The organism is Enterobacter sp. AC1 (assembly GCF_050434705.1).
Classification (GTDB): Bacteria; Pseudomonadota; Gammaproteobacteria; order Enterobacterales; family Enterobacteriaceae; genus Enterobacter; species Enterobacter cloacae_L.
The window spans coordinates 1-1,356 of sequence record NZ_JBNDIZ010000015.1; the positions used below are offsets into that span (position 1 = coordinate 1).

At 51.3% G+C, this 1,356-nt stretch carries 2 tRNA genes and 2 rRNA genes; all 4 read left to right on the top strand.

What is annotated here, in order from left to right:
* A 16S ribosomal RNA gene (locus M2433_RS23340) occupies nt 1-406 on the top strand; the annotation flags it as partial.
* A 69-nt stretch (nt 407-475) separates the two neighbouring features.
* Nucleotides 476-552: transfer RNA gene (locus M2433_RS23345), tRNA-Ile, on the top strand.
* 107 nt (nt 553-659) lie between these two features.
* Nucleotides 660-735, top strand: a tRNA-Ala gene (locus M2433_RS23350).
* 170 nt (nt 736-905) lie between these two features.
* Nucleotides 906-1,356, top strand: a 23S ribosomal RNA gene (locus M2433_RS23355); the annotation flags it as partial.

A 1,356-nucleotide genomic window follows, 5' to 3' on the forward strand; every position in this document is an offset into this window, starting at 1 on the left:
CGGCCGGGAACTCAAAGGAGACTGCCAGTGATAAACTGGAGGAAGGTGGGGATGACGTCAAGTCATCATGGCCCTTACGAGTAGGGCTACACACGTGCTACAATGGCGCATACAAAGAGAAGCGACCTCGCGAGAGCAAGCGGACCTCATAAAGTGCGTCGTAGTCCGGATTGGAGTCTGCAACTCGACTCCATGAAGTCGGAATCGCTAGTAATCGTAGATCAGAATGCTACGGTGAATACGTTCCCGGGCCTTGTACACACCGCCCGTCACACCATGGGAGTGGGTTGCAAAAGAAGTAGGTAGCTTAACCTTCGGGAGGGCGCTTACCACTTTGTGATTCATGACTGGGGTGAAGTCGTAACAAGGTAACCGTAGGGGAACCTGCGGTTGGATCACCTCCTTACCTTAAAGAACCTGCCTTTGTAGTGCTCACACAGATTGTCTGATGAAAAACAGCAGTAAAAATCTCTGCAGGCTTGTAGCTCAGGTGGTTAGAGCGCACCCCTGATAAGGGTGAGGTCGGTGGTTCAAGTCCACTCAGGCCTACCAAATTTTTGCTGATGCTGCGTTGCGGCGACACTCACATACCTGAGTATGCTTCGTGTCACCACGCCTTGCCTCAACAAAAATTACCGGTACAGAGATTGCAAAACGATGGGGCTATAGCTCAGCTGGGAGAGCGCCTGCTTTGCACGCAGGAGGTCTGCGGTTCGATCCCGCATAGCTCCACCATCTTTTACTGCGAACACAAGAAAACTTCAGAGTGAACCTGAAAAGGTGCACTGCGAAGTTTTGCTCTTTAAAAATCTGGATCAAGCTGAAAATTGAAACGACACACATGTTATGTGTGTTCGAGTCTCTCAAATTTTCGCAATCAGAAGTGAAACATCTTCGGGTTGTGAGGTTAAGCGACTAAGCGTACACGGTGGATGCCCTGGCAGTCAGAGGCGATGAAGGACGTGCTAATCTGCGAAAAGCGCCGGCGAGGTGATATGAACCTTTGACCCGGCGATGTCCGAATGGGGAAACCCAGTGTGTTCCGACACACTATCGTTAACTGAATACATAGGTTAACGAGGCGAACCGGGGGAACTGAAACATCTAAGTACCCCGAGGAAAAGAAATCAACCGAGATTCCCCCAGTAGCGGCGAGCGAACGGGGAGCAGCCCAGAGTCTGAATCAGCTTGTGTGTTAGTGGAAGCGTCTGGAAAGTCGCACGGTACAGGGTGACAGTCCCGTACACGAAAGCACACAGGTTGTGAACTCGAAGAGTAGGGCGGGACACGTGGTATCCTGTCTGAATATGGGGGGACCATCCTCCAAGGCTAAATACTCCTGACTGACCGATAGTG